Below are 26362 nucleotides of genomic sequence, written 5' to 3'. Positions count from 1 at the left end.
TAAGTATAATTACTTAGTTTTGCACATAAAATACGTAGATATGAAAAAAATCATTGTAGTTGGTAATGGTATGGTAGGTTACAAATTTTGTGAAAAGTTTGTGGCACAAGAAACCGCTAAAAATTTTCAAATTATCGTTTTTGGAGAAGAGCCAAGACCTGCTTATGATAGGGTTCATTTAAGTGAGTTTTTTGATAATCAAGATGCCAAGGCCTTGGAAATGGCTCCTGCAGAGTGGTATTCTGAAAATGGCATCGAATTAATTACTGGTGAACGTGTTTCAGATATAAATAGGTCTGGAAAGAAAATAACAACTGCTAAAGATCGAGAATTTTCATATGATTATTTAATAATGGCAACGGGGTCATCTCCTTTTGTACCACCAATTAAAGGTGTTGAAAAGGAAGGTGTTTTTGTATATAGAACAATTGAAGACCTTGAAGGTATGTTAGCCTACGCAGCTAAACTTAAGGAAGAAAAACCAAATGCAAGGGCTGCTGTTCTTGGAGGTGGGTTATTAGGTTTAGAAGCTGGAAAGGCTGTTTTAGATATGGGATTAGAACCTCATATTGTAGAGTTTGCATCGAAATTAATGCCGAGGCAACTAGACTCTAGGAGTTCTCAGGTCTTAAAGCTTAAATTAGAGTCTATAGGATTAAATATTCACTTAAGTAAGGCGACCAATCAGATTTTAGGTGATGGTAAAATTACGGGGATGGAGTTTGGAGAAGATGATGTTTTAGACGTTGATATGCTAATTGTATCGGCAGGAATAAGACCCAGAGATGAACTTGCTAAAGCTTGTGGTTTAGAAGTGGGTGTAAGAGGAGGTATTGTGGTTGATAACACTATGAAAACCTCGGATGAGAATATTTATGCCATAGGAGAAATTGCCCTATATAACCAAATGATTTATGGATTGGTTGCACCAGGGTATGATATGGCTGACATTGCTGTAAGACAGATTTTAGGTGAGACAGAAGCTATAATGCCAGAGTCTATTGATATGTCTACTAAACTAAAACTAATTGGAGTAGATGTGGCTAGTTTTGGAGAACCATTTATGCCTGCATCCAAAGGACATTCCATCATTTTTGAAAATAAAACAGAATATTTATACAAAAGAATAAATGTAAGTTTAGATGGCAAGAAATTACTAGGTGGAATTTTAGTTGGTGACGCTACGGACTATAGTATGCTGCATCAAATCTATTTAAACGGAATGGCAATCCCTGAAAATGCTGCACAATTGATATTACCAGCTAGTGAGGGTGGTGCAGCTTTTGGAGATGTTATGGACTTACCAGATGAAGCTCAAATATGTTCTTGTGAAAGCGTAACCAAAGGACAAATCTGTGGTGTAATTGAGAGCGGAGAAGCTAAAGATTTAGGAGATGTTGTTAATTGTACTAAAGCTGGTACTGGTTGTGGTGGGTGTAAACCTATGGTAGCTGATTTAACTAATGCGAAGCTGAAATCTTTGGGTATTGAAGTGAAGGATACCATTTGTGAGCATTTTGATTATAACAGACAGGATTTATATCAAATCATTCAAGTAAAAGGGTATACCAAGTTTAATGAAGTGCTTGACAATCATGGTAACGGAGGGCATGGATGTGAATTGTGTAAACCAGTAGTGGCATCATTAATGGCATCCATTCACGCTGATACTGCTAATAAAGAATATGCTATTCAAGATTCAAACGATAGATTTTTAGCAAACATACAGCGTAACGGAACTTATTCAGTGGTGCCACGTGTACCAGGGGGCGAAATAACACCTGATAAGTTAATTGCACTAGGTGAAATAGCTAAGAAATATGATTTATATACAAAAATTACAGGTGGAGTCCGTATCGATTTATTTGGTGCTACTTTAAGACAATTACCTCTAATTTGGAAAGAATTGATTAGTCATGGTTTTGAGAGTGGTCATGCATACGGTAAATCTTTAAGAACTGTTAAGACATGTGTTGGTTCAACCTGGTGTCGTTACGGTATGGATGAAAGTGTGAGTTTTGGTATTGAACTAGAGAACCGTTATAGAGGAATCCGGGCTCCTCATAAAATTAAAGGAGGTGTATCAGGTTGTATTAGAGAATGCGCAGAAGCACGTGGTAAAGATTTTGGGTTGATAGCTGTTGAAGGCGGATGGAACCTTTATCTTGGAGGTAACGGAGGTGCTAATCCTCGTCATGCAGAACTATTCGCTGAACAAATAGATAATGAAACTGTTATAAAATACCTGGATCGTTATTTAATGCTATATATGCGTACAGCAAAGCCTTTACAGCGTACGGCTGCGTGGCAAGAAAGGCTTGAAGGAGGATTAGATTATTTGAAAGAGGTGATTATTGATGATAAGTTAGGTATTGCAGAAGATTTAGAAAAAGAAATGCAAACCTTGGTAAATAAGTTTGAATGTGAGTGGACACAAGCCGTAAACAACCCTGAAATGATGAAACGTTTCAGTCACTTTGTAAACAGTGAGGAAGAAGATGATAACTTGGTGTTTGTTCCGATGAGAGAACAAAAAATGCCAGAACCTTGGAGTAATTAATAGCACTAAAATTTAAAGCATATGGAGGAAGTTTTAGAAAAATACAGAGCAACAAAATTAGAGGAAGTAAAAGTTTGGTTCAAGGCAGCGTCAGTACATGATTTTCCTGCTGATGGTGGCGCTTGCGTAAAGTATAAAGATAAGCAAATAGCAGTGTTTAATTTTGCGAGAATAAACAAATGGTATGCCTGTCAAAATGTTTGTCCGCACAAGATGGAAATGGTTTTGTCACGTGGTATGATTGGTGATGAAAAAGGCACTCCTAAAGTGGCGTGTCCTCTACATAAAAAAACCTTTTCATTAGAGAGTGGTGAAAATTTAAATGGCGATTTAGAGGCTATTGCAACCTACCCAGTAAAAATTGAAGGAGAAAATGTGTATATTGGCTTTTTAGACTAATATACTCATAAAATGAAGCCAACCAGATTTGAAACAGCCATAGCTTTAATAGATAGAAAAAACTCAGAAGACATAAATACATACCAAGTTTCTGGCATGGAATACCCCAAGGAATTACTGTATTCGCAACGCATGACGCGAAAACTTTTGCAGTTTGAACCTAATGCGTCTAAAGCCCTACAAATCGCAGCCCGTGCGCAACATATTTGTAGATGGCAAATAGCAAGAGATGAATATACAATGGATAGAGTTGGATATTTAAAATGGCGTGAAACCCTTAAAAAAATGCATGCCGAAATTACAGCCGATATTTTGAGACAAGTAGGTTATGACAATCAATACATTGAAAGGGTTTCGCAACTAATTACCAAAAAACTTATCAAAAAAAATGAAGAATCTCAAACCTTAGAAGACACAGTTTGTTTGGTATTTCTTGATTATTATTTTGAGGAGTTCGCAGCTAAACATGCTGATGAAAAAGTAATTGATATTCTTAAAAAGACTTGGAAAAAAATGTCTGATAAAGGGCATGAAGCTGCCTTACAATTAAATTATTCCGATAAAAATATAGCTTTAATTAAACAAGCAATTCAGGGATAAACTAAGCAAAAATGGTTGTAAAACGTAATTCATTAGACCAGAGTACTTTTGAACGGTTACGTCGTTTATATATTATTGCGCTAAGTACCATAGCTCTTTCGGTCATTGTTAGTCAGATATTAATAAGAAAACATTTAAAAAGTCAAGAGAGTGACTCTGGCGTTATTAACATTGCAGGTAGACAGCGTATGTTAAGTCAGAAGCTCACTAAAGAGATATTATCGCTATCTACTGAAAATGATTATAATAAGCAAATTGCTATCAAAGATAATTTGAAACACACTTTATCAATGTGGGTAATATCTCATAATGCATTACAAAAAGGAAGTGATAGTTTAGGCTTACCTGGAAATAACAGTAGGGTTGTTTCTAAAATGTTTAATGATGTAAATCCTGCATTTACGGCTATTAAAAATGCTTCTGAATCTATCATAAAAATTATAGAAGATGCATCGAATATTCCTATTGAAAGTTTTACAGATGAAATAAATATTGTAAAGCAAAATGAGTCTGTCTTTTTAAAAAAAATGGATGGTATTGTTAATCAATACGACTTAGAGGCTGAAGAAAGAGTGGCTTGGTTAAGGAAGTTAGAGTTATTTTTAATGGCATTTACACTTTTGCTTCTGCTTGCTGAATTCCTTTTCATTTTCTGGCCCACAGCTAAAACAGTAAAAAACAGTCTAGCAGAATTAATTCTGGCCGAGAAAAAGGCTAAGGAAATGGCTTATAATGCTGATGTTTTAAGTGAAGCTAAAGAGAAATCTATTAAAGAGTTGAGAGCTTTAACTCATGCTATGGATGAGACACTTTTGTTTGCTAGAATTTCCCCAGAGGGTATGGTACTGCACATGGGTAAAAAGTTTTCAAAGCTATTTAAGGTTAACAAATTTAATAAGGCTACTAATTTTTCTAAAGTAATTTCACCGAATGATAGTGAACAGGAGCATATAAATAACTTAATTTCTAAACACAAGAAAACAGGATGGCAGGGAGAGGTAAAGGCAACTAATAAAAACAAAGAAAATATTTGGTTAGAGTTATCAATGATACCATACAATCCCACCAATGAACGTTTCGAGTTACTTATTATAGCTTCAGATATTACAAAGCGGAAAGAAGGCCAGTTAGAAATAGAACGATTGACCAAAGAAAGCTTTGAAGAGAAAATGAGTCAACAGAAAATTGTTTCAAGTAAAATTATTGAGAACCAGGAAAAAGAACAAAATCGTATAGCCAAAGATGTTCATGATGGTATTGGGCAAATGCTTACAGGATTGAAGTATAATTTAGAAAGTATTGATATTACGGATATAGATAGAACGGCATCAAAGATTGAACATTTAAAAGAATTAACGGCTAATATTATCAAAGGGGTTAGGACAGCTACTTTCAATTTAACACCGCCTGAATTAGCAGATCATGGTATTGTTCCAGCATTGATTAAGCTTACCAAAGAGTTATCTAAACTTACAGCAAAGGAAATACTATTTATTAACAAAACTGGATTTAATGGGCGTTTGGATTCCCTTACAGAAATCAACATTTATAGGATTACACAAGAAGCCATAAATAATGCCATCAAATATGCAGATTCTAACCATATTTTAGTGTCCTTATCAAATAGTAAAGACATATTAAGTATCGTAATTGACGATGATGGGAAAGGTTTTGATCCAGATAATGTGGCGAAAATAAAAACTGGGGATGGTGGTATGGGAATGACTTTTATGCGTGAACGCATTAAATACATTGATGGTAGATTGTTTTTAAATTCTGAACTCGGGAAAGGTACGAGAGTAACACTTAATATTCCATTGAAAGAAGTTTAACCAAATATGACAAAAAAACTTATTAGTTCAGGTTCTACTTTCGAAACACAAATAGGGTATTCCAGAGCCGTTATACAAGACAACTGGATATTTGTTTCTGGTACAACGGGTTATAATTATAAAATCATGTTCATTAGTGAGGATGTTGTTCAACAAGCCGAACAATGTCTAATTAATATTAAATCGACTTTAGAGAAGGCACAAGCTTCTATGTCTGATATTGTTAGAGTTACGTATATTTTACCAAATCCATCAGATTTTGAATTATGTTGGCCGGTTTTTAAAAAATATTTAGGTCATGTAAAACCAGCAGCAACTATGATATCTGCGGGTTTAGCCAATGAAAAAATGAAAATTGAAATTGAAGTTACGGCATTAAAAACTAAGTAAATACGTAGGAGTACTTAATTTTATTATTTTTGCATTGATAATAGTATTTTATGAGTAAAATTAAAGTTGTACTTGCTGATGATCACGAATTAGTTAGAGATGGTATCAAAGCACTTCTAGAAGATCAATCAGGAATTGAAGTTATAGACGAAGCTTCCAATGGTAAAGAAGCTTTAGAAGTGATTAATAGAAATAAACCAACAGTACTAATTGTTGATATTAGAATGCCCGAAATGAACGGTATTGAGGTTGTAAAAGAAATGAGTACTAATCATAAAGATGTGCGTACTTTGGTATTATCTATGCATGATTCTGAAGAGTATGTGGTACAATCTATTCAAGCTGGAGCTGATGGTTATTTGTTAAAAGGAGCCAGTAAAGACGAATTTATAAAAGCTCTTAATAAAGTGGCTTCCGGAGGCAAATATTTTACTGGTGATGTTTCAGCTATTATTATGAATAATTTTGTTAATGGTTCTTCTTCTACTTCAGAAACAAAGAAAGAACCTGTACAATTACCTTTCAAATTAACTAAACGTGAAAAGCAAATACTAAGTTTAGTTCTAGAGTTGAAAAATAATAAAGATATTGCGGAAGAACTTGAAATAAGTAAGCGCACTGCTGAGGTACACCGTTTTAACCTTATGAAAAAACTTGAGGTTTCTAATTTAAAGGAATTGACTGACAAAGCTCGTGACTATCATTTGATATAGTTGTTTTTTACAGTTTCCTTTGAATGGTATTTGAAATTTATTTGTTTTTTATGAAATCTGTAAAATCGTCTTTCCTAATTTATTAATCTCACAATAATTCTTTAATACTTAATTTTAATACAATTAATTACGTATAAATACTTAGTTTTGTAGAAATGATTAAGTATTTTTTTTGCCTAAAAGGAAAAAAGACAATTTAGTTTTTAAAAAGCTGAAGAATAGATATTTCCTGAAGCGTCTATTAGAAGTATAAGTGGAGAACTTTTGATTATGAAAGTTAAGTTCTAAAAGTTTTCCTTAAACTTCAAGTTTTGGGGTTTTCTTTAAGAAGGTTATTCCCGAGTGATTTACCGATTTCATTCGGTAAATCGGGAATAACAATAAAATATTTAACCGAAACCAAATTTTAAATTTCGGAAGTCTAATTTTATCAATTTCATGATAAATGAAGTCTTTTTTAAGGGATTATTAATAATGAAATCAACCCTTGTTTCGTAATAAAAAAAGGGTTTAATTCGTATTAAAGCACTGCTGTAAATGATTAAAAGTGAGGTAAAAACAACATGTTCGTATTGCGGAGTAGGTTGCGGAATTATCGTGAAAAAAGATAGTAATGATAAGGTTATTGTTGAAGGTGATATAGACCACCCAGTAAATAAAGGAATGCTTTGTTCTAAGGGTAGAAATTTGCATTATGTTGTTAATGATACTTCCGATAGGATATTATATCCAGAAATGCGTTGGAGCAGATCACACCCTCGTGAACGTGTTAGTTGGGATGATGCTTTAGATAGGGCAGCGAACGTTTTTAAATCTATTATAAAAAAGCATGGTCCAGATAGCGTTGGTTTTTATGTGTCTGGACAGAGTTTAACCGAAGAATATTACATAGCCAATAAACTCACCAAAGGGTTTTTAGGAACTAACAATATTGATACCAACTCAAGGTTGTGTATGAGTTCTGCAGTAGTGGGGTATAAAAAAACGTTTGGAGAGGATAGTGTCCCGATTTCGTATGCTGATATAGAGTTAGCAGATAGCTTTTTAATTACAGGTGCTAACCCTGCATGGTGTCATCCTATTCTATTTCAAAGATTAGAAAAGCACAAGGAAGAAAATCCTGATATTCAAATTATAGTAGTTGACCCAAGAGAGACGGACACCGCACGTTTTGCCGACTTGCATTTACAAATTCTTCCAGGAACCGATGTTGTTTTATATAACGCTATTGGTAGACACTTGTATGAACGCGGACTTGTAGACGAGGATTTTATAAAAAATCATACCGAAGGTTTTGCTGCCTATAAAGAACAAATATTTAATACTAGAATTAGTAAAGCAGCTAAAATTTGTGGTATCCATGAGAAGGATATCAAAAAAGCTGCAGACATTATTGGGTTATCTAAAGGCTTTATTAGTATGTGGGCTATGGGGCTCAACCAAAGTATGGTAGGGGTTAATAAGAATGTAGCACTTTTGAATTTATCACTTATTACTGGTCAAGTTGGTAAACCTGGATCGGGCCCTTTTTCACTTACCGGACAGCCAAATGCCATGGGAGGTAGAGAAGTAGGAGGCATGGCAAATCTTTTAGCGGTTCATAAAGATTTGATGAACGAAGAACATAGGAGAGAAGTTGCACAGTTTTGGGGTGTTGAAAAGATCAACCCGAAACCAGGGTTGACGGCTACTGAAATGTTTGATGCCTTAGAATCTGGAGACTTAAAAGCCGTATGGATTGCTTGTACCAATCCTCTAGTGAGCCTACCAAATACCAATCGTATTGAAAAAGCCATGAAAAATGCCAAATTTGTGGTAGTTCAGGATATATCACATCGTTCTGATACGGCGGCTTTTGCAGATTTATTGCTCCCCGCAGCGGGTTGGCTAGAAAAGGAAGGCACCATGACCAATTCAGAGCGTCGAATTTCATATTTGCCTAAAGAAATTGATCCACCAGGTGAAGCTAGACCAGATGTTGAAATATTTTGCGATTTTGCACAACGTATGGGCTTTCGTAGCTTTAATTATGCTTCTACCGAAGAGATTTATGATGAATATTGTTCCATGACCAAAGGGACTAATATTGATATATCTTACCTTAATTATGATAGATTAAAAAGTGAGGGTACTTTTCAATGGCCTGTAAATGAATATAGACATGGAGGTACGCCTAGGTTATTTCAAGATAAAGTATTTTACACACCCTCAAGAAAGGCTATTTTTAATGTGGCTACAACTTTAGAAAATATATCGGTGCAACCAAATCCTGATTATCCTTTAATATTAACAACAGGACGAATTAGGGACCAATGGCACACTATGACTAAAACGGGTAAAGTGTCGCGTTTGAAAACGCATTATCCAAAGCCTGTATTAGAAATCAATCCCGTTGATGCTTATTTAAATAGAATAAAAGACGGAGATATTACTGATATTATAGGGGAAAACGGAAAAGCACGCGTACGTGCTAAGGTCACAGAATCTATTAAAAAGGGCGTGGTGTTTTTACCAATGCATTGGGGTAAACAATTGCAAAACGATTTAAATCGAGCAAATAACTTAACTAATACCCATGTAGATCCCATATCTAAAGAACCCGATTTTAAGTTTACCAGGGTATCTGTTAAAAAGTATGAAAAGCCAAAAGAAAAAATCCTAATAGCAGGCGCTGGTGCCGCCTCGTTCAGGTTTATTCAGAATTATAGGGAGTATAATGAAAAGGATGAAATACATGTGTTCTCAAAGGAACCTAACTTGTTTTATAATAGAGTGTTATTACCAGAGTATGTAACTGAAGAATTAACATGGGAGCAACTGCTTAAAATCAAAAAGATAGAGTTGGATAAGCTTAATGTCCATTTGCATCCAGAAACATTGATAACAAAAATAGATTCCACGGAAAAGGTAGTAACAGATAGTAAGGGTGATACCCATGTATTTGATAAATTAATTTTGGCAACGGGTAGTAGAGCTTTCATACCTAGAGATGTTCAAATTGATCTTCCTGGGAGATTTACTATGCGTAATAAATCAGATGCCGATAGATTTAAAAGTTATTTAGATGATACAGGTTTACCTCCTGAAGAACAACATGTGGCTATTGTTGGTGGCGGACTTTTAGGTTTAGAATTAGCTGCAGCTTTAAAGCATAAAAATGTAAAAGTAACCATTGTGCAACGTGGATCACGTTTAATGGAACGTCAGTTAGACAAAATTTCAAGTAAATTATTGGCTTTAGATGTTCAGGAGCGTGGGATTCAAATTTATTTTGATAATGAGGTGAGTACAGTTTTTGATGATGAAGACACTGGTGAATTGAATATTAATTTAAAGAGCGGCAAACTCTTCACTGCCAATGCTATTGTATATGCCATTGGCACCATCCCAAACATTGAAATAGCCAAGGAAAGTGGCCTTAAATGTGGACGTGGTGTGGTTGTAAATCAGCATTTACAATCCTCTCACCCCGATATTTTCGCAATTGGAGAAATAGCTGAGTATAATAACCAACTTTTTGGAATCACATCGGCGGCAGAGGAGCAAGCAACTATTTTAGCAAACTTTATCGCTGGAGATATTAGTAGTGCCTATAATGGTTCTGTTTTAATGAATATTCTAAAATTCAATGATTTGAACTTGTGCAGTATTGGAGATATTAATGTGCCTGAAAATGATTCGAGTTATGAGGAAGTAGTATTTACAGATATTTCAAAACGCTATTATAAAAAGTGTATTGTAAAAGATGACTTATTGGTTGGAGCTGTTTTGATGGGAGATAAAAATGAGTTTGCGGAATTTAAGACCTTGATTGAGAGTAAAATTGAAATGTCTGAAAAGCGAGATACCTTACTTAGGGGAACTTCTAATGATAAACCGGTTATAGGGAAACTAATCTGCTCATGTAGTCAAGTAGGTGCAGGTAATGTAGAGGAAGCTATAGTAAAAGGCTGTACAGATTTTACTGAACTTTGTAAACAAACAGGAGCTGGTTTGGGTTGTGGTAGCTGTAAAACAGAGGTTAGAGAAATACTTCAAAATTCTAAAGTGTTAGCATAATGGAAGAGCGATATAGACTAATGATTAACGGAGGTGTTTTGTCTCCAGGAGAACTAAAATATATTTGTGAAGCCGCCGAAGGTTTAGGTTTAGATGCGATATCCTTTGGGTCTAGACAGGACATTATCTTTCCTGAAAAAATTGATGAGGCTAAATTTAATCAGTTTGATAAGATTAAGTTTGTAAAACCTAAACGAGATGGTGTTGAAAATATCGCATCCTCTTATGTCTCTGCCGAAATTTTATCAAGTACATCGTGGCTCACCAGTGATAAATATTTATATATTTTAGAACAGTTTAAGTACAAGCCAAAACTTCGTATCAATGTTACCGACCCAAAGCAAAAACTTGTGCCCCTTTTTACTGGCAATGTAAATTTTATTGCTTCTGAACATGAAGATTACTGGTATTTATATTTAAGGCTTCCAGGATGGAAAAAAACAATAATGTATCCTGCATTAATTTTTAGCTGGGATATGGATAAAATTGAAATGGCAATAGAAGCAATTTTAATTGAAGAACCTGAAGATGTTGAGACTGTTTTTGAGCTTGTTAGTGATGCTGTTGACACCAACAATAGAACTGTAGATAAGCCACTAGATGTTCCGTTTTACCCTTTTCCGTATTACGAGGGTATGAATCGTATTGGTACAGATAGATACTGGCTAGGATTGTATTGGAGGAATAACCGTTATGATTTAGCCTTTTTAAAAGCTATGTGTGACTTGTGTTCCGAGAACAAAATAGGAAAAATATCTATTACCCCTTGGAAATCATTCATTGTTAAGGGCATACCAGAAAAAAACAGATTGCAATGGGAAAAGCTTTTAGGAAAGTATGGAATTAATGTAAGGCACTCCATGTTGGAGATGAATTGGCATGTTCCAGTAAATGATGCAGAAGCTTTAAACCTAAAAAAGTATTTAGTTACAAACTTTGATCAAAATGATATAAGTACCTATGGATTAACTTTTGGAATAACAAGCTATGATAGTGACACTTATAATTTTACATCTATTGTTATTGAAAAGAATAGGCAACCTCAAAATATTGGAGACTTCATCATACGAGATACCTACAATCTGTTATACGCTAAAAATTTTGACCCCAACACCAGACAATACATTATGCATGTTCAAGATGTTGATAAGGTGGAGCTTCCTGGTTTGTTAATGGAGTTGAGCAAATTATATTTTGAGCAATTAGGGAATGAAACAGAAGGAGAAACAGAGCAGGATATAAAAAAGGAACTAAGTGAAGAAGATGTTTACCAATGTTCAGATTGTTTAACCGTTTATAGTGAAGTTTATGGCGATGTTACTCAAGACGTACTACCTAACACTCCTTTTGAGAATCTACCAGATACTTATACTTGTTCACTTTGTGAAGCTCCAAAAAGTAGTTTTAAAAAAAAGGTTTTGATTAGGCAAGCATAGAGAAATAAATTATTTAGGGTATTTGTATTTAAATCTATTTCTTAAAAGCAATGTACTGAGTACGTTAAATTTTATTGTAAGACAAAATAAACAAGGAGGTCTTGTTTGCTAGCTCAAATATTTCATGTAAATTTAAGAGTTCTTCTGCTAGATGGAATTTTATTCTACTCTATTACTTTTTTACCATCTATTTAATTTTCCTCATTACATGGAATCTTCAATAACCAGCAGAAAAAATAAAAAAAGAAGTACACAGCTAAATAAGATTGGTTTGTATTCTAAATCATTAAAAAATGAAATAAAAGTTGAGGAGTCGGATTCTGGTTTTCATTATGAACTAAAAATACCGGGTTACATAAAAGAAGATTTCAATTTTTATATAAGCGGAAACCACCTTGTTCTAACTACTGATAAAAGCAAATGTATGTTACCAGATGAGGTTAATCGTTCAAAACATTCTTATTGTTATCCTTCAGCCTATTTTAAAAGAATAATTCCGCTACCTAATAAACCTATAGAAAAGCGCATAACAGTCAATTATGAAAATGAAACATTGTATTTCATTTTATATAAATTGTAATCTTTACCCTCCAATTGTAATCATACTACGATTCTTTAGATGTAAATCTGGTTGTTGCAATTTTTCTAAAGTATCCATCCCACCACGCATTTTAAGTTTGGCTTGAATTGCCTTTTGAATAATAGGTTCAATGGGTTTTTTAGCGCGAAGTGCAGTTAATAAGTCAGATTCTGTTGCAGAAAACAAACAATTTTTTAAATGTCCATTAGCGGTTAAACGCAATCTATTACAAGAATCACAAAATGGATTAGTCACGGAACTGATTATAGCAAAACTTCCTCTGTACCCTTTTATTTTATAGTTCTTGGCAGTATCGTTTGGAGCGTCTTGTAAGCGTTCAACAGTACCTTTTGGGAAATGTTGATTTACTTTTTCCAAGATTTCTTTATACGCAACCATTTTACTTAGATCCCACTTATTTCCATCAAAAGGCATAAACTCTATAAAGCGGATGGATACAGGTAAATCTTTAGTGAGTTCTATAAAATCTATGATTTCATCTTCGTTGAAATCTTTCATCAATACGGCATTGACCTTAACGGTAAATCCTTCCTTAACCAATAGTAGAATATTGTTATATACCTTATCAAATTGATTTCTACGGGTAATATGTGTGAATTTATCCTTATCAAGCGAATCTAAACTCACATTGATTTTCTTGATTTGGTTAGCTTTTAAAACATCAATAAACCTATTAATAATGACAGCGTTGGAAGTAATTGACAATTCTACAGGAAGTGAGGCTAATTTTTCAAGAATTACCGGAATGTCTTTTCTAACAAAAGGTTCGCCTCCTGTAAGTCTTATTTTTGTAACGCCATTATCTACAAAAGTTTTGGCAATGTCGTAAACTTCTTCGTAGGTCATAATATGACTTTTAGGAGATAATTGAACACCTTCTTCGGGCATACAATAGGAGCACCTTAAATTACATCTTTCGGTAAGCGAAATGCGAAGGTAGGTGTGTTCTCTACCAAATTTGTCTTGTAATATTTTTGTCATTCCTGCGAAGGCAGGAATCTCTTCCCGCCATGTTTTATTTTAGTTTAGACCTACCAGATTGCAAAAACCTTGCAGGTCATTGATTGTTTTAATCGTGTCTAGCCCCTTTTAATATCCTAAAAACGTGTAATACCGATGGAAAAATGGCATCCATAGATTCCTTAGCACCATTTGTTGAACCCGGTAATGCTAATACTAAGGTATTTTCTATTGTTCCGGCAACACTTCTAGACAACATAGAATATGGTGTTCTATCTTGGCCATAATTTCTAATGGCTTCCTCTATTCCCGGGATACGTCGGTCTAAAATTGGAATTAAAGCTTCTGGCGTCACATCTCTACCTGAAAGCCCTGTGCCTCCAGTATAAATTACCATATCAATACTCTGTTCCTGATAGGTTTTAGCCTTATCTTGAATAGCATCAGTTTCATCCGGAATGATAACATATTCTGCAATGGAAACATCGCAGGATTTTAGTTTTTCAATGATAGCCTTACCCGCTTTGTCTTCTTTATGTCCAGCCGAAATAGTGTCAGAACAAACAACCACAGCGGCTTTTAAATCTTTTCTAAAATTGTCCTTAAAATCGGATTTACCACCTTTTTTATTCAGCATTTTGATGGCATGTATTTCAATGCCTTTATCAATAGGCTTTAACATGTCATACATATTGAGCGCAACAACACTAGCACCATGCATAGCTTCTACTTCAACCCCTGTTTTGTAGATAGTTTTTACCGTGAACAATATGGTGATTTCAAGTCCGTTGATTTCATATTCAACACCGGTGAATTCAATAGGTAAGGGATGACAATCAGGTAAAATGTCAGGAGTCCGTTTAACGCCTAATAATCCAGCGGCCTTACTCATGGCAAAGACGTTACCCTTTGGTACGGTGTCATTTTTGATGGCCTCTATAGTTTCGGGTTTGCTTACTGAAACTACAGCTTGTGCTACGGCGGTTCTTAGCGTTGTATTTTTATGTGTGATATCAACCATTTCGGATTTATTATTTTCAATTAATTATTTATTATTTGCGGTTTTTCTTGAAGCAACAAAAATGGCAGTTAATTAGCTTGACTCTTTCAGTAGATATTCTGCTTTTTCTTTTTGAATTAAGTTTTCATCGAGGGCAAATTCAAGCCAAAAGTTCGATTCGTACACTTCTTCTATTACAATACTAATATTGGCAACAAAACTGGCTTTGGATTGGGTCATACAAGTTGCTCTATAATTGGCTACAACTGAAGTTGAGCACCTGATTAGTTGTCCTTTTATATGATTACCTAAATAAGTACTTGGAAGTAATTCAGTGAACTTTACACAATCATGAGCAAATAATTTAGTACTTTTTTTGAGTTGTTCCTTCATAATAATCAATAATAAATTGTCAATAATCAATTATTCACTTTCCACTGGTGAGAACTGTCTTCAAAAATCTCTTTACCAAAAACTGGAACCTCGTCTTTAATAGCCTCGACTATATATTCCAAAGCTTCAAAAACTACTTTACGTCTTGGTGAAGACACAAAAACGAATAAACAGATTTCACCAGCTTTTACAGTGCCCAAACTATGATATATATGCATACAGGTAAGCTCGAATTTTTCAAAAGCAGCTTCTCTTATATCATGAAACTTCTGATTTGCCATATCTTCATATGCTGTATATTCAATGGCCGAAACTATTTTTCCATTAATCTCATCGGCTCTTACTTGACCTAGGAAAATGTTATGAGCACCAATACTTGTTTTGGTTTGGTGTTTGTAAATGGAATTCCCTATAAAATCTGAGGAAATGGCGCCTTGTCTAAATGCGTTTTTTGGTTTTTTATCTGACATTAGTCTTTTCTTTAAATTGTTCTTTTAGATAGTTTTTTATTTCTAAAGCACCTTCTTCTATACTGTAACAGTTGATGATGCCTTGTTCTTTTAAATAGACTACAGCTCTTTTACTTCGCGTTCCGGACTGACAAAAAAAGTACTTTGCTTTGTCATTATTTAATTGCTCTAAATGGTTTTGGATTGAGCTGAGAGGAATGTTTTTAACAGACAATTCATCAACTTTCGGTGCTTCATGGGTCTCACGTATGTCAATAAACTGAATATTCTCATTATTAATTATGTCTTGAATAGAAACAATATCATTGGTCTCACAATTAATTTTGAGCGTTCTTTTCCCAAAAGTTGATTGTCGATTTAGGACCTCGCTTATAACAGCATCATTCCTATTAATTTTTAAAGTGGATGTTTGGTTTAATAAGGCATTATAGCATAAAAATTTACCAGATAACACATCACCAATTCCTAGAATTAACTTGATAATTTCATTGGCTTGCATACTTCCTATAATCCCTGGTAACACTCCTAAAACACCAATTTCTGAGCAGTTTGGAACGGCATCTTTTTTAGGTGGTTTAGGGAATAGGCATCTATAGCTTGGTCCGTTGTTATAATTGAAAACAGAAACTTGACCTTCAAATTTATAAATCGCTCCAAACACCAATGGTTTTTTTGTTATGATACAAGCATCGTTTACCAAATAACGGGTTTCAAAATTATCGGAACCATCCACAATAATATCATATTGGTTAAATAACTCAAGTGCATTTTGATAGGTAAGCGCTTCAGGATACGCTTCAATTTCAATATCTGAGTTTAAATCTTCTAATCTGTTTTTAGCAGCTATTGCTTTATTTTCGCCCAAAGATGAAGTTCCAAACAACACTTGGCGTTGAAGATTAGATAATTCCACTTTATCAAAATCAATAATACCAATAGTGCCAACTCCTGCAGCTGTTAAATATTGTAATATAGGGCAACCTAAACCACCAGCTCCTATAACCAATACTTTGGCTTTGGAGAGCTTATCCTGACCCTCTGGACCAATTTCTGATAAAATTATATGTCTGTTATATCTGCTCATATTTTTATCCGCCTGCAAAAGGAGGTAATAATGCAATTTCTAATCCGGTCAATTCAGTTTCCAATGAAACTAATTCTTGATTTTGTGCTATTTGAAAATCCTTGTTCTCTAGTTGGTCATATTTAGAATTGAGAACCTCTACTAAATCCGAGACATGACCACCTGCAACTTCAATAGTCTCTTCTTGAGTATTGGTTACTTCAACTATTTGTCCAAAATATTTAACCGTTATATACATGTTCAATAGTTTTAAGTTCTTCCTGTGTATTCACATTCATGGTTGTGCTTTGTTCTTCGATAGTCAATACAACGTTTTTTGTTTTCATGGTACTTATAACTTGTCGTAAACGCCGTTCATCATTTTTCAAAGCCTTTAAAAAAGTTGGTGCGCATTGCTTCTTATACATGGCAATTAAGGGCATGGTCTTTCCATTACTTTCAATTTGAATGATTTCAGAATGTTCATCACTAGAATTAATCAACTTTTCTAAGATGTTTGTTTTTATTAATGGAATATCGCAGCTTAGAATTAAGTTGTTTTCGGTTTCTGAGGCGTTTAAGCCTGAACATATACCTGCTACGGGACCAGCATCTTTTATGTCGTCTTCTATTCTTTTGTATCCAAAAACATCATAATCAGGATTATCCGAAACAATCAAAATATCATTGACTAAAGGCTTCATAGCTTTGATGCTATATTCAATAAAGCTTTCATCGTTCAGTTTAATAAGACCTTTATCAGAACCCATTCTGGAGCTTTTACCCCCGGCTAGAATAATGCCTGTTATGTCTTTTTTGTCGGTCATTTTAAGTAAACATTAATTTAGCACTTGCAATGATTAGTACAAATGCTAATATGTATCTTAAGTTTTTGTTATTAATCTTTTTACTTCCATAGTAGCCGCCTAAAATACCGCCGATTAAAGCGATAGCCACCAATACAAAAGATGCCATTTCTATTTTAACACCACTACTTAATTGACCTATTAGACCAGAAGCCGAATTTACCCAAATGAATAAAGCAGAAACAGCGGCAGCTTCTTTCATTTTACCCCAATGGAGCAATAAAATTATGGGTGTTAAAATAATGCCACCACCAATGCCTATTAATCCAGAAAAGAATCCTATGACGCCTCCAACCATAAGCCCTTGCCATATTTTTACCGGTTTTATGGCGTTTCTTTCCTTTCCAAAAACATTTAACATTTTAAGAATGGCAAATATTAAAAGAACGGCCAATATCTTTTTATAAATTGAAGCATCTACTTCAATACGTCCGCCTAAAAAGGCTAGGGGAATGGAAGCAATGGCGAATGATATGAATAACTTCTTATTAAAATACCCTTCCTTATAATAGTAATAAAACGAAATGCCCGCTACAAACAAATTAAGCAATAGAGCAGTGGGTTTCATGGTCTCTGGTGCAAACGAAAATAATGCCATCAAGGCTAAGTAACCACTAGCACCTCCATGTCCTACGCTGGAGTATAGAAACGATACTATTGGTAGTATTAGTAGAAAATAATATATGTTTTCGGTTTGTAGCATAAAAGTTATAAGTACTTAAAGTGTATAAAGTGTCTAAAGTATTTAAAGTTACAGCTTGTTTGTTATTGAAGTGAAAATTGCAAGTAATTCTTTTGTCTCTTTTATAAATGGTACAAGTACATCTTTTTTAGACCAGTTCAAATCGTTAATGATTTCTAACCAATATTCAGTTTCACTTGCTTCACTTTCTGAAATTTGAATTTTATTTTTAAAATCCCTTTTGCTTCTTGATCTATTAGCTTCTCTATAATTTGCGCCAACACTTGTCCCTGATTTTGCAATTTGATTTCGAATGACTTTTCCCTCAATTGAATTAGGTAAAGAAGAAGATAATTTGATTATGGTTATTCCAAATTGCCTCGTTCTGTATTCTAATTTTTTTGCAAATTCCTTGTTATCCATTTTTTGTAAATTTTAGGCACTCTAAGTACTCAAAACTTTAGACACTTATAGTTCTTCAATTTTTTGAAGTTGGACATCCAAAAACTTCCAACAATTTCTATTAATTTCATCGAAAGCGTTTATTAAAGATTGTCCATACTCCGTTAATTCAGCACCGCCACCACCTTTGCCTCCAATACTATTAATGGTGACTGGTTTTTTAGCCGATTTGTTTACAGAATCTAATAATTGCCATGCTTTCTTATAGGATATATTTAGCGATTTTGCTGCTTTAGACAAGGAACCAGTTTCTTGTATGGCCTTTAGTAAATGAACGCGTCCTTCGCCTAATAAAACATTGTTATCAGATTCAATCCAAATACGGCTTTTAATTTTGTAACTCATGGGCTTGTTCTTTAAACTGGTAAAACAATAGTTTCTAATGCATCACCAATATTAACTTCAGATATTTCAGCAGGAACGAAAACCAAAGCATTTGACAAAGCAAAAGTCTGTAACATAGAAGAGTTTTGTCCTTCTAAAAGTTCTACATTACCATTATTATAAATCGCCTTTAAAAACTGAGGTCTATCTCCTCTTTTCACGAATTTTGAAAGGGATGTTGCCTGAATTCTGGGTAATTCTGTATCAGTTCTATCCATCATATTCTGTAGCGCGATATAAACGTAAACATAAAAACAGGTTAAGGCAGCGGCGGGATTTCCGGGTAATGCAAAAATGGAGGTATTCGCTTTTTTCCCAAAGAATAAAGGCTTACCTGGTTTTTGATTTACTTTATAAAATATTTCTTCAACTTGTAATTCGTTTAGAGCTTTACCAACATAATCATAGTCTCCAACCGATATTCCGCCAGTAATAAGCACCAAATCATTTTTGTTAATTACCGATTTGAGTAAATCAACGGTCTTTGGATAATCATCGGCAACCTTGTAAATAGAGACATCATAAAACTTCAGACTATATAAAACACTTTGCAACATTTTAGAGTTACTTTCATAAATCTGACCGTATTGTAATTCTTGTCCAGGCTCAATAAGTTCGTTGCCTGTTGTTACTATAGCAAGGGTAGGTTTTTTGTAAACGGAAACTTTTGTAATACCTAAGGAAGTCAAATATCCAATTCCAGCTGGTGTTAATTTAGTGCCTCTTTTTAGTGCAATATCACCTTGCTTCACTTGTTCTCCCAAAGGTCGAATATTTTGCTCCAAATTAATTTGATGATCAATAGTGATGGTATCATTATTGGTAATAACCTTTTCCTGCATCATGATAGCATTGGCTGAGTCTGGTACTGGAGCACCAGTAAAGATTCTAACAGCCTCTCCTGGTTTTAGGTTGGGTTGATGGCCATCACCGGCTTTCACTTCATCAATTAACCTATAGTTTAAGTCATCGTGCAAATTTAAAGCATAACCATCCATGGCCGATTGCCTAAAAGGTGGCATGTTAATGGGAGAAATCACATCTTTAGAAAGATGATATCCATTCGCTTTTTCAATAGCCTTGACATCTTCTTTTAAAAGTGGATTAACGTTTCTTTTTACTTTAAATAAAGCGTCCTCAATAGAAATCATATTTCTTTTTCGTTATATCCATGCAAATATAGCGAATAGATTTTTTAAACAAACATGACAAAAGTCAGTTTTTTTCCTGTTATTAAACAGGATATTTATGTCCGAATTATAATAACTCAAAAATGCCGATAATAAGTTATTTAGCTCATCCTCAGGATGGAAAGAAGGAGTCATTAATAAATGAAATTTCGCAACTCTCTAACTGTGAGGTGATTCCTGCCGAAAACAAAGACTTGCTCATAGTCGTTACCGATACCAACAACAAAGAAGAAGACGAACAATTAAAAGAAAAGATAGAAGCTCTAGACAGTTTAAAGTTACTGGCAATGGTTTCAGGATTTGACACACCAAAAAACAATTAACTTATGTATACCTCTTTAACAAACAGAAGAAGTTTTATTAAAAAAATGGCAGCAGCGGCAGCGATGACTGCAGCGGCCACCATGTTTCCAGGTATTGTTTTTGCAAAGGAACAAGAGGCTGGAATTCCTAGCGGAAATTTAGATTGGAAAAAAGGACCTTGTCGTTTTTGCGGTGTGGGTTGCGGTATTTTGGTTGGTGTTGAAAATGGTAAAGCAGTAGCCGTAAAAGGTGATCCAAATTCTTCAGTTAATAAAGGATTGCTTTGTGTAAAAGGATATCATCAAACAATGTGTATTCAAGCTAAAGACAGATTAGAACATGCTTTGGTGAAAAAGAATGGGACTTATGTTAAAACACCATTAAATGAGGCTCTGGATTTAGTAGCGAGTAAAATGAAAGAAACCATAGAAAAACATGGTAAAGATTCTGTAGCTATGTATACGTCTGGGCAATCTACAATTCCTGAAGGTTATGTAGCGTCAAAATTAATGAAAGGAGCTATAGGTACTAATAATTTAGATTGTAATGCCCGTTTATGTATGGCAAGTGCTGTCGCTGGTTTTTTAACAACTTTTGGGGCGGATGAACCTATGGGGTGTTATGAAGATTTTGATTATGCCGATTACTATGTGACTTGGGGAAATAATATGGCAGAAATGCATCCGGTATTATTCTCAAGAATGTTAGAGCAAAAAAATAAAAGAGGCTCTAAAATAATAGACTTTGCAACAAGAACATCTCGTTCCAGTGCAGCTTCCGATAAATCCATTCTTTTCGAACCTCAAACCGATTTAGCAGTTGGTAATGCTATTTGTTATGAAATAATAAAAAATGGCTGGGTAAATAAAACTTTTGTAGAAAAGCACTGTAACTTAAGTAAGGGTCTTACTAATATGGGATACGGTTTAGAGGATAACTATAGTTTTACTGACAAGCCAGAAAAAATAAATTTTGAGGAGTATAAGGCATTTTTAGAGGATTATACCCCAGAAAAAGTAGCAAAAATTTCTAGAGTATCTGTAAAGGATATTAAGTACTTGGCATCAATTTTTGGGGATCCTAATAAAAAAGTAATGTCACTTTGGTGTATGGGCGTCAACCAACATACTAGAGGAACATGGATGAATAATATTATTTATAACATCCACTTATTAACTGGTAAAATTTCACAACCAGGTAATGGTCCTTTTTCTTTAACGGGGCAACCTTCTGCTTGTGGAACGGCTCGCGAGGTGGGTACTTTTACGCATAAATTACCAAAAGGTGTGGTAATGAATCCTGAGCATAGAGAATTAGCTGCAAAAATTTGGAAAGTGCCGGTAGAAAGAATTCCTGCTAAACCAACCTATCATACTACTGAAATGTTTAGAGCGGTAGATAGAGGCGATATTAAATTCATATGGACTCAGGTAGTCAATCCATTAGTGTCTCTCCCTAGAACTAGTAGATTCCGTCCTGGAATGGAAAAAGATTCTTGCTTTGTGGTTGTTTCTGATGTGTTCCCAACACCAACAACAGATGTGGCTGATGTAATTTTACCAGCATCATGGCATATTGAAAAATCTGGTTTATATGGAAATTCAGAACGCCGTACACAACACTGGGATAAAATGATTGAAGGTCCAGGAGAAACCACACCAGATGCGTGGATGACCATTCAAGTTGCTAAACGTATGGGCTATGGTGATTTGTTTCCTTATTCTGAAGAAAACCACGTAGAAGAGATATACAACGAATACCGTCAGTTCCATGAAGGTAAAAAACATGGTATGGCTCCACTAGAAGTTCTGAAAAAAGAGTCTGGAGTAATTTGGCCATATGTAGATGGGAAATCAACGCAATGGCGATTTAATGCAAAGTTTGATCCTGCTTGTAGTAACGGAGAAGATTTTCATTTCTACGGAAAACCTGATGGAAAGGCAGTAATCTGGCAGCGTCCTTATGAACCAGCTGCAGAATCACCAGATGAAGAGTATCCGTTCTGGTTAAATACAGGTCGTGTCATAGAGCACTGGCATACGGGTTCTATGACACGTAGAATATCTGTTTTACACAAAGCTATGCCTCATAGTTATGTAGAGTTTCATCCAAAAGATGCTAAAGCTCTAGGTATAAGAAATGGAGAAAAGGTAAAAGTATCTTCAAGACGCGGATCTTGTGTATTACCAGCTTCTATAAACGAAAGGGGGTTACCAACACAAGGACAGGTTTTTGTACCATTCTTTGATGAAAACATGCTGATTAATGATGTGACTTTGGATGCTTTTTGCCCAATTTCAAAAGAACCTGACTTTAAAAAATGCGCTGTTAAAATAGAAAAGGCATAGGTTATGAAAAAACGACTGGGTATCATTTCATTATTTATTATTCTATTTATTGCGTTTATCGCTGTTTGGAATTTTAGCTATCAAATTGGAAAAGAAGAAGCTTATATTCCTTTTGAAAGAAGTACAGAAGTGTCTTCTATTATTCCATCAGAGAAAGGGGTTTTTGAGCGGTCTGAACATGCGTTGGATTACGCTAATATGCCCGTAGATGAAAATCATCAAAGATCTTTGAAACATTATTATGATAACAGAGCTTATCACGGGGCACCACCAAGTATTCCGCATCCTATAAAAGATGAAATGACTATTGGGGCAAATACTTGTTTGAAATGCCATGAAAATGGTGGTTTTACTGAAAAATTTAATGCTTACGCGCCTGTAGTGCCGCATCCGGAATTGGTTAATTGTAGGCAATGTCATGTGCCAACAAATGCGAGTGGGGTATTTAGGCCTTTTGAGCATAGAAGTGTTGTTGCACCCAAAGCAGGAATTAATAATGCCTTGGCTGGAAGCCCACCAATTATTCCGCATCAAATTCAGATGCACGAAAATTGTTTGTCCTGTCATGCCGGACCAAGTGCGCCGAAGGAAATTAGGGTAACGCATCCAGAGCGCATCAATTGTAGACAATGTCATGTTCCGAATAATAAAGAAATGACCGATATAGGAACCTTTAAAAGAGCAATTAGCAATGAATAACCATAGTATACATAGAGTCGTTTGTATTTCGTTTATAGTGCTATTGTTTTTTTCATGTAAACATGGTGATGGAGAGTACCACGGAGTAACAGACAAAATCAAAGCTAAAAGCGAGAATTATCATGGTACATCCTTGTCTTCAGAGCCCTATTTAGAAGGTGTTGAAACCATTGAGATTACTGAAGGAGAGCATAGTTTTTTAATTCCTGAAAGAAAGAGTCAAATTAAATCATTTGCTTGTACAGAGTGTCATTCTAAACCATTATCGCAACTACAAAGTAAAGATGGTAAGAAAGCGCATTGGGATATTAAGTTGCACCATGCCAATGAAAATACCATGAATTGTGTTACTTGCCACGATGGAAATGATATGAATAACCTTAAAAGTTTAACAGGTAACAGTATCGATTTTAATAACAGTTATAATTTGTGTAACCAATGTCATACCAAGCAATTTGAAGATTGGAAAGGTGGTGCACATGGGAAACGTATTGGAGGTTGGGCACCACCAAGAGCGTCCATGACTTGTGTGAATTGTCATAATCCACACAAACCTCATTTTGAGACGAGATGGCCTGCACGGTTTAACACACAAATAATAAAAGAAAGAGAATAGGTATGAGCAGTGATAACAAAAAATGGTTTTCCTTAAATATTGGTCGCAAGAACCAAGAAACTTCGAGTAGTTGCAGTTGTGGTAAACAATCTGGTGGTTGTGGTGGACATGACCATGAGGAAATAAAACATATAGAAGAAAGAAAAGACGGTTTTGAACAAGTGTTCGATGTAAAAATGAACCGTCGCTCCGCATTTAAACAATTAGCCGCAAGTTTAGCTATTGGAGCAGGGGCGGTAAGTACATCTTGTAGTATGTTTTCTGATGATGAAAGCAAGGAAAAAGCCCAAATAGATTGGGAAGAGCAGTTTAAAGGGAACTACAAGTTAATGACCGATGAAGAAAAGAAAGCCACAGTTGATAGGTTGGTACGTTCGTATCAATTACGAACTGGAAAGACCATAAGTATGTCTTCTAAAAATGCTGAAGAAAATGTACTATTTGGTTATGCTTTCAATATTTCCAAGTGTCAGGGTTATATGGATTGTGTGAGTGCTTGTGTTGAGGAGAATAACCAAGACAGAAATTCGCAGATGCAGTATATCCGTATTCATGAAATGAAAGATGGAAATGGCTTCAACTTCAACGAGTCTGATGATAATTACTATCACGAAGTACCTGCTGAGGGCCATTTTTATATGGGAACACAGTGTTTCCATTGTGATAATCCACCATGCGTAAATGTATGTCCAGTCCAAGCCACATGGCGCGAAGATGATGGATTAGTTGTTGTGGATTATGACTGGTGTGTAGGTTGTAGGTACTGTATGGCTGCCTGTCCATATGACGGACGCCGTTTTAATTGGAGTAAACCAGAGGTGCCAGAAGAAGAAATCAATAAGAATCAGCATTACTTAGGTAATCGCCTTCGTAAAAAAGGGGTTATGGAGAAATGTACATTCTGTGTTCAGCGTTCTAGAGCAGGAAAAAATCCAGCCTGTGTAGAGGCTTGCCCAACGGGTGCTCGTATCTTCGGAAATTTACTAGACCCAAACAGTACCATTAGATGGGTATTGGAAAACAAGAAAGTATTTAGATTAAGAGAAGACCTAGGAACCGAGCCTAAGTTTTGGTATTTTATGGACTAATAATCAGTTAATGAGATGAGACGATTTAAAGTTTTTAAAAGTTTAGTAAGAGATAGTTTAGATACCATAACGCAAGGTTCTAGAAAGTACCATTTATGGATGGCGGCATTAACCTTCATGATGTTGGTGGGTATGTATTGTTATTCCATTCAGCTAGATGAAGGGCTAAGCGTAACTGGAATGACAGATAGGGTTAGCTGGGGATTATATATTTCAAATTTCACTTTTTTGGTAGGGGTTGCAGCTGCGGCAGTAATGCTTGTTATGCCAACCTATGTATTAAAAGATATTGATTTTAAACAAGCTGTTTTAATAGGTGAAGGTTTGGCAGTAGCCGCATTAGTGATGTGTTTAGCTTTTGTAATTGCTGATATGGGTGGGCCTTCTGTTTTATGGCATATGATACCAGAAATAGGTGTTTTTAATTTTCCAAATTCTATGTTAACCTGGGATGTCTTGGTGCTTAATGGGTACTTATTTATTAACATTACCATACCGCTGTATATTCTTTTCAGGCACTACCAAGGAAAAGAAGCAAAATCGAAAGTTTATATCCCAGGAGCGTTTATATCGGTATTTTGGGCAGTGGCGATTCATTTGGTTACGGCATTTTTATATCAAGGTTTACAGGCAAGACCTTTCTGGAATAATGCCTTGTTAGGACCTCGTTTTTTAGCCTCTGCATTTGCTGCTGGACCAGCCTTAATTATTTTAGTTTTGGCAGTAATACGTTCGAGCACGTCTTTCAAAATTCAAGATAAAACTATCAAGAAAATAGCAATGGTGGTTACTGTGGCGGCTCAGATTAATTTAATTATGCTTATTTCAGAATTATTTAAGGAGTTTTATGCACCAACTCACCATAGTGAAAGTGCCTATTATCTTTTCTTTGGTTTACATGGTAAAGATGCTCTGTTGCCTTGGATTTGGACAGCTATACCCTTAAATATTTTAGCTACGGTGATATTGACATTCCATAAACTAAGGAATAATTTCAAGGTATTATATTTTGCTTGCTTTATTTTATTTATAGCCATTTGGATTGAAAAAGGTTTTGGTTTAATAGTTCCTGGTTTTATCCCTGGTCCATACGGAAAAATAGCTGAATATATACCTACAGGAATTGAAATTGGGGTTACGCTAGGTATTTGGGCTTTAGGAGCCTTTGTTTTTACTATTTTGGCTAAAACAGCTATAGGCATTGAAATAGGTAAACTTCGTTATAAGAAGTAACTTGTCAATTATTCA

The 26362-nt window shown here is 35.0% G+C and carries 26 protein-coding genes; 15 read left to right on the top strand and 11 right to left on the bottom strand.

The features are described 5' to 3' along the window. Nucleotides 1–40: 40 nt before the first annotated feature. The 9 genes from nirB to DFQ02_RS13630 all read left to right on the top strand — a co-directional run bounded on the left by nirB (nt 41) and on the right by DFQ02_RS13630 (nt 12569). Nucleotides 41–2560: a nitrite reductase large subunit NirB gene (nirB, locus tag DFQ02_RS13670; protein ID WP_116525013.1), complete on the top strand. Its 2520-nt coding sequence runs from the start codon at nt 41–43 to the stop codon at nt 2558–2560. Between the two features lie 21 nt (nt 2561–2581). Beyond that, nucleotides 2582–2959, top strand: a complete 378-nt coding sequence (gene nirD / locus DFQ02_RS13665; protein ID WP_116525012.1) for a nitrite reductase small subunit NirD — start codon at nt 2582–2584, stop codon at nt 2957–2959. 12 nt (nt 2960–2971) lie between these two features. Further along, nucleotides 2972–3559 (top strand): DUF4202 domain-containing protein, encoded by a 588-nt coding sequence (locus DFQ02_RS13660; protein ID WP_116525011.1) that lies wholly within the window; start codon nt 2972–2974, stop codon nt 3557–3559. Between the two features lie 11 nt (nt 3560–3570). Then, nucleotides 3571–5391: a sensor histidine kinase gene (locus DFQ02_RS13655; RefSeq protein WP_116525010.1), complete on the top strand. Its 1821-nt coding sequence runs from the start codon at nt 3571–3573 to the stop codon at nt 5389–5391. A gap of 6 nt (nt 5392–5397) precedes the next feature. Further along, nucleotides 5398–5781 carry a RidA family protein gene (locus DFQ02_RS13650; protein ID WP_116525009.1) on the top strand — a complete coding sequence of 128 codons (384 nt, stop codon included), beginning with the start codon at nt 5398–5400 and terminating at the stop codon, nt 5779–5781. 50 nt (nt 5782–5831) lie between these two features. Next, nucleotides 5832–6494, top strand: coding sequence for a response regulator transcription factor (locus DFQ02_RS13645; RefSeq protein ID WP_116525008.1), 663 nt, complete (start codon nt 5832–5834; stop codon nt 6492–6494). 537 nt (nt 6495–7031) lie between these two features. After that, nucleotides 7032–10553, top strand: a complete 3522-nt coding sequence (locus DFQ02_RS13640) for a nitrate reductase (protein ID WP_116525007.1) — start codon at nt 7032–7034, stop codon at nt 10551–10553. Continuing rightward, nucleotides 10553–11989, top strand: coding sequence for a rubredoxin (locus tag DFQ02_RS13635; RefSeq protein ID WP_116525006.1), 1437 nt, complete (start codon nt 10553–10555; stop codon nt 11987–11989). Before DFQ02_RS13640 ends, DFQ02_RS13635 begins: the two co-directional genes overlap by 1 nt. Before the next feature lie 208 nt (nt 11990–12197). Next, nucleotides 12198–12569 (top strand): Hsp20/alpha crystallin family protein, encoded by a 372-nt coding sequence (locus DFQ02_RS13630; protein WP_116525005.1) that lies wholly within the window; start codon nt 12198–12200, stop codon nt 12567–12569. A 3-nt stretch (nt 12570–12572) separates the two neighbouring features. Here DFQ02_RS13630 and moaA read toward each other — a convergent pair whose 3' ends face one another. From moaA to DFQ02_RS13575, 11 genes are all read right to left on the bottom strand, one after another. Next, on the bottom strand, nt 12573–13571 hold the full coding sequence (moaA, locus tag DFQ02_RS13625) for a GTP 3',8-cyclase MoaA (RefSeq protein ID WP_116525004.1): 999 nt from the start codon (nt 13569–13571) through the stop codon (nt 12573–12575). Nucleotides 13572–13659: 88 nt separating this feature from the next. After that, the gene (gene moaCB / locus DFQ02_RS13620; protein ID WP_116525003.1) at nt 13660–14571 is read right to left on the bottom strand and encodes a bifunctional molybdenum cofactor biosynthesis protein MoaC/MoaB; all 912 of its coding nucleotides are present in this window, start codon (nt 14569–14571) and stop codon (nt 13660–13662) included. A gap of 72 nt (nt 14572–14643) precedes the next feature. Further along, entirely contained in the window at nt 14644–14943 is a 300-nt protein-coding gene (locus DFQ02_RS13615; protein WP_116525087.1) for a four helix bundle protein, read from the bottom strand. Between the two features lie 26 nt (nt 14944–14969). Beyond that, on the bottom strand, nt 14970–15413 hold the full coding sequence (locus tag DFQ02_RS13610; protein WP_116525002.1) for a molybdenum cofactor biosynthesis protein MoaE: 444 nt from the start codon (nt 15411–15413) through the stop codon (nt 14970–14972). After that, nucleotides 15403–16497, bottom strand: a complete 1095-nt coding sequence (gene moeB / locus DFQ02_RS13605; protein WP_116525001.1) for a HesA/MoeB/ThiF family protein — start codon at nt 16495–16497, stop codon at nt 15403–15405. Before moeB ends, DFQ02_RS13610 begins: the two co-directional genes overlap by 11 nt. 4 nt (nt 16498–16501) lie before the next feature. Continuing rightward, nucleotides 16502–16735 (bottom strand): MoaD/ThiS family protein, encoded by a 234-nt coding sequence (locus DFQ02_RS13600; RefSeq protein ID WP_116525000.1) that lies wholly within the window; start codon nt 16733–16735, stop codon nt 16502–16504. Continuing rightward, nucleotides 16719–17303 carry a molybdenum cofactor guanylyltransferase gene (gene mobA / locus DFQ02_RS13595; RefSeq protein WP_116524999.1) on the bottom strand — a complete coding sequence of 195 codons (585 nt, stop codon included), beginning with the start codon at nt 17301–17303 and terminating at the stop codon, nt 16719–16721. Before mobA ends, DFQ02_RS13600 begins: the two co-directional genes overlap by 17 nt. A 1-nt stretch (nt 17304) precedes the next feature. Continuing rightward, the gene (locus DFQ02_RS13590) at nt 17305–18045 is read right to left on the bottom strand and encodes a sulfite exporter TauE/SafE family protein (protein ID WP_116524998.1); all 741 of its coding nucleotides are present in this window, start codon (nt 18043–18045) and stop codon (nt 17305–17307) included. A gap of 48 nt (nt 18046–18093) precedes the next feature. Next, nucleotides 18094–18447 (bottom strand): four helix bundle protein, encoded by a 354-nt coding sequence (locus DFQ02_RS13585; RefSeq protein WP_116524997.1) that lies wholly within the window; start codon nt 18445–18447, stop codon nt 18094–18096. Nucleotides 18448–18492: 45 nt separating this feature from the next. Then, nucleotides 18493–18831 carry a winged helix-turn-helix domain-containing protein gene (locus DFQ02_RS13580; protein ID WP_116524996.1) on the bottom strand — a complete coding sequence of 113 codons (339 nt, stop codon included), beginning with the start codon at nt 18829–18831 and terminating at the stop codon, nt 18493–18495. 11 nt (nt 18832–18842) lie between these two features. Continuing rightward, the gene (locus tag DFQ02_RS13575) at nt 18843–20021 is read right to left on the bottom strand and encodes a molybdopterin molybdotransferase MoeA (protein ID WP_116524995.1); all 1179 of its coding nucleotides are present in this window, start codon (nt 20019–20021) and stop codon (nt 18843–18845) included. A 122-nt stretch (nt 20022–20143) separates the two neighbouring features. On the opposite strand from DFQ02_RS13575, the gene DFQ02_RS13570 reads away from it, so the two are divergent. From DFQ02_RS13570 to dsrP, 6 genes are read left to right on the top strand one after another with little or no spacing between them, the layout of a single operon-like run. Then, complete coding sequence (locus tag DFQ02_RS13570) at nt 20144–20383, top strand: hypothetical protein (RefSeq protein ID WP_116524994.1); 240 nt, start codon at nt 20144–20146, stop codon at nt 20381–20383. A gap of 3 nt (nt 20384–20386) precedes the next feature. Then, the gene (locus DFQ02_RS13565; protein ID WP_116524993.1) at nt 20387–22711 is read left to right on the top strand and encodes a molybdopterin-dependent oxidoreductase; all 2325 of its coding nucleotides are present in this window, start codon (nt 20387–20389) and stop codon (nt 22709–22711) included. Between the two features lie 3 nt (nt 22712–22714). Continuing rightward, complete coding sequence (locus DFQ02_RS13560; protein ID WP_116524992.1) at nt 22715–23410, top strand: nitrate reductase cytochrome c-type subunit; 696 nt, start codon at nt 22715–22717, stop codon at nt 23408–23410. Further along, nucleotides 23403–24026, top strand: a complete 624-nt coding sequence (locus DFQ02_RS13555; protein WP_116524991.1) for a cytochrome c3 family protein — start codon at nt 23403–23405, stop codon at nt 24024–24026. The genes DFQ02_RS13560 and DFQ02_RS13555 overlap by 8 nt, the downstream gene beginning before the upstream one ends. Before the next feature lie 2 nt (nt 24027–24028). Continuing rightward, nucleotides 24029–25114, top strand: a complete 1086-nt coding sequence (locus tag DFQ02_RS13550) for a 4Fe-4S dicluster domain-containing protein (RefSeq protein ID WP_116524990.1) — start codon at nt 24029–24031, stop codon at nt 25112–25114. A 15-nt stretch (nt 25115–25129) separates the two neighbouring features. After that, on the top strand, nt 25130–26347 hold the full coding sequence (gene dsrP, locus DFQ02_RS13545; RefSeq protein WP_116524989.1) for a sulfate reduction electron transfer complex DsrMKJOP subunit DsrP: 1218 nt from the start codon (nt 25130–25132) through the stop codon (nt 26345–26347). Nucleotides 26348–26362 lie beyond the last annotated feature (15 nt).

Source organism: Seonamhaeicola aphaedonensis (assembly GCF_003386195.1).
Classification (GTDB): Bacteria; Bacteroidota; Bacteroidia; order Flavobacteriales; family Flavobacteriaceae; genus Seonamhaeicola; species Seonamhaeicola aphaedonensis.
Note: the sequence above shows the minus strand (reverse complement) of the source record. Positions and strands in the feature narration are given on the sequence as shown.

Coding starts and splice junctions, on each gene's coding strand:
- DFQ02_RS13570 (WP_116524994.1), top strand. CDS start 20,144: ATGCCGATAATAAGTTATTTAGCTCATCCTCAGGATGGAAAGAAGGAG.
- DFQ02_RS13585 (WP_116524997.1), bottom strand. CDS start 18,447: ATGGATAACAAGGAATTTGCAAAAAAATTAGAATACAGAACGAGGCAA.
- DFQ02_RS13615 (WP_116525087.1), bottom strand. CDS start 14,943: ATGAAGGAACAACTCAAAAAAAGTACTAAATTATTTGCTCATGATTGT.
- mobA (WP_116524999.1), bottom strand. CDS start 17,303: ATGACCGACAAAAAAGACATAACAGGCATTATTCTAGCCGGGGGTAAA.
- DFQ02_RS13635 (WP_116525006.1), top strand. CDS start 10,553: ATGGAAGAGCGATATAGACTAATGATTAACGGAGGTGTTTTGTCTCCA.
- DFQ02_RS13590 (WP_116524998.1), bottom strand. CDS start 18,045: ATGCTACAAACCGAAAACATATATTATTTTCTACTAATACTACCAATA.
- DFQ02_RS13555 (WP_116524991.1), top strand. CDS start 23,403: ATGAATAACCATAGTATACATAGAGTCGTTTGTATTTCGTTTATAGTG.
- nirD (WP_116525012.1), top strand. CDS start 2,582: ATGGAGGAAGTTTTAGAAAAATACAGAGCAACAAAATTAGAGGAAGTA.
- DFQ02_RS13550 (WP_116524990.1), top strand. CDS start 24,029: ATGAGCAGTGATAACAAAAAATGGTTTTCCTTAAATATTGGTCGCAAG.
- DFQ02_RS13575 (WP_116524995.1), bottom strand. CDS start 20,021: ATGATTTCTATTGAGGACGCTTTATTTAAAGTAAAAAGAAACGTTAAT.
- DFQ02_RS13560 (WP_116524992.1), top strand. CDS start 22,715: ATGAAAAAACGACTGGGTATCATTTCATTATTTATTATTCTATTTATT.
- DFQ02_RS13600 (WP_116525000.1), bottom strand. CDS start 16,735: ATGTATATAACGGTTAAATATTTTGGACAAATAGTTGAAGTAACCAAT.
- DFQ02_RS13660 (WP_116525011.1), top strand. CDS start 2,972: ATGAAGCCAACCAGATTTGAAACAGCCATAGCTTTAATAGATAGAAAA.
- dsrP (WP_116524989.1), top strand. CDS start 25,130: ATGAGACGATTTAAAGTTTTTAAAAGTTTAGTAAGAGATAGTTTAGAT.
- moaA (WP_116525004.1), bottom strand. CDS start 13,571: ATGACAAAAATATTACAAGACAAATTTGGTAGAGAACACACCTACCTT.
- DFQ02_RS13640 (WP_116525007.1), top strand. CDS start 7,032: ATGATTAAAAGTGAGGTAAAAACAACATGTTCGTATTGCGGAGTAGGT.
- DFQ02_RS13580 (WP_116524996.1), bottom strand. CDS start 18,831: ATGAGTTACAAAATTAAAAGCCGTATTTGGATTGAATCTGATAACAAT.
- moeB (WP_116525001.1), bottom strand. CDS start 16,497: ATGAGCAGATATAACAGACATATAATTTTATCAGAAATTGGTCCAGAG.
- DFQ02_RS13645 (WP_116525008.1), top strand. CDS start 5,832: ATGAGTAAAATTAAAGTTGTACTTGCTGATGATCACGAATTAGTTAGA.
- DFQ02_RS13655 (WP_116525010.1), top strand. CDS start 3,571: ATGGTTGTAAAACGTAATTCATTAGACCAGAGTACTTTTGAACGGTTA.
- nirB (WP_116525013.1), top strand. CDS start 41: ATGAAAAAAATCATTGTAGTTGGTAATGGTATGGTAGGTTACAAATTT.
- DFQ02_RS13650 (WP_116525009.1), top strand. CDS start 5,398: ATGACAAAAAAACTTATTAGTTCAGGTTCTACTTTCGAAACACAAATA.
- moaCB (WP_116525003.1), bottom strand. CDS start 14,571: ATGGTTGATATCACACATAAAAATACAACGCTAAGAACCGCCGTAGCA.
- DFQ02_RS13565 (WP_116524993.1), top strand. CDS start 20,387: ATGTATACCTCTTTAACAAACAGAAGAAGTTTTATTAAAAAAATGGCA.
- DFQ02_RS13630 (WP_116525005.1), top strand. CDS start 12,198: ATGGAATCTTCAATAACCAGCAGAAAAAATAAAAAAAGAAGTACACAG.
- DFQ02_RS13610 (WP_116525002.1), bottom strand. CDS start 15,413: ATGTCAGATAAAAAACCAAAAAACGCATTTAGACAAGGCGCCATTTCC.